This is a genomic window from Faecalibacillus sp. MSK20_93 (assembly GCF_020589945.1).
GTDB lineage: Bacteria > Bacillota_I > Bacilli_A > Erysipelotrichales > Coprobacillaceae > Faecalibacillus > Faecalibacillus intestinalis.
Window position 1 is genome coordinate 1 of record NZ_JAJDKA010000137.1, and the last position, 1044, is coordinate 1044.

Genomic DNA, 1044 nt, shown 5'->3' on the forward strand with positions numbered 1-1044 from the left:
GCAGAGAGCTTCGCCCGTGAGAAATCGGGTGGAAAGAAAGTAACCTATACCAATCCGATAGCTGTTGCAAAGAACGGGGGCTGGCGGTATGGCTATGGAAATATGTTCTATGTGGAATTAGTCAATCAATATCTGACCGTGGCACACTTTGATAATGCGACGGCACAAGCGATTATGAATGAAGCGTTGAAATATCAAGGCTGGAAGTATGTGTATGGTGGCAGTAACCCCAACACTTCCTTTGATTGTAGCGGACTTGTGCAATGGTGCTATGGAAAAGCTGGTATCTCCTTACCGAGAACCGCACAAGCACAGTATGACGCTACCCAACATCTTCCACTCTCGCAGGCAAAGGCTGGGGACTTGGTATTTTTCCATTCCACTTATAACGCTGGAAGTTATGTAACACACGTCGGTATCTATGTAGGAAATAATCAGATGTACCATGCAGGCGACCCGATAGGATATGCAGACCTAAGCAGTAGTTACTGGCAACAGCACTTAATCGGTGCAGGACGAGTAAAACAATAGAAAGTGTCTGAAAATAATTAAGTTTGACAATATGAGAATAAAGTATGACATTTTCATAAAAAAGTGTGACAACATTTATCACAACGAATGATTAATAAAAAAGTATGACAACCACAAAGCAAAAATCATAAAAAAGCCTGACAATATTAGGATAAATACCATAGGTGGCAATGTCATAAATCAGAACGTGGAATCGTCACGCTGACCAGCTTGGAGTGCAGAGCATTTCAGGCTTTTCTATTGTCAAACTATTTTATCACAAAGGCACTTGTAAATGTAAGACTTTATTATGAAAGGACAGAAAGGACTTGAAAAATATGTTTAAGAAGAATAAGAAACAGACAGAAACTCTCAAAGAACCAAAAGAAAAAAAGGTGCGTACTGTTAAGGTAGGCACACATAAGAAAACCGTGATTGCGTTGTGGGTGGTGCTTATCGCAAGCGTGAGCTTTGGAGTGTATAAGAATTTTACGGCTATCGACCAGCACACGACCCATGAAAAAGAAATCATTG

The 1044-nt window shown here is 40.6% G+C and carries 1 protein-coding gene and 1 pseudogene; both read left to right on the forward strand.

The window, feature by feature from the left end:
* A partial coding sequence (locus tag LJD34_RS15975; RefSeq protein ID WP_227360363.1) for an NlpC/P60 family protein occupies positions 1-531 on the forward strand: 531 nt, incomplete at its 5' end.
* Positions 532-848: 317 nt separating this feature from the next.
* Positions 849-1044, forward strand: a pseudogene (locus LJD34_RS15980) (conjugal transfer protein); the annotation flags it as partial.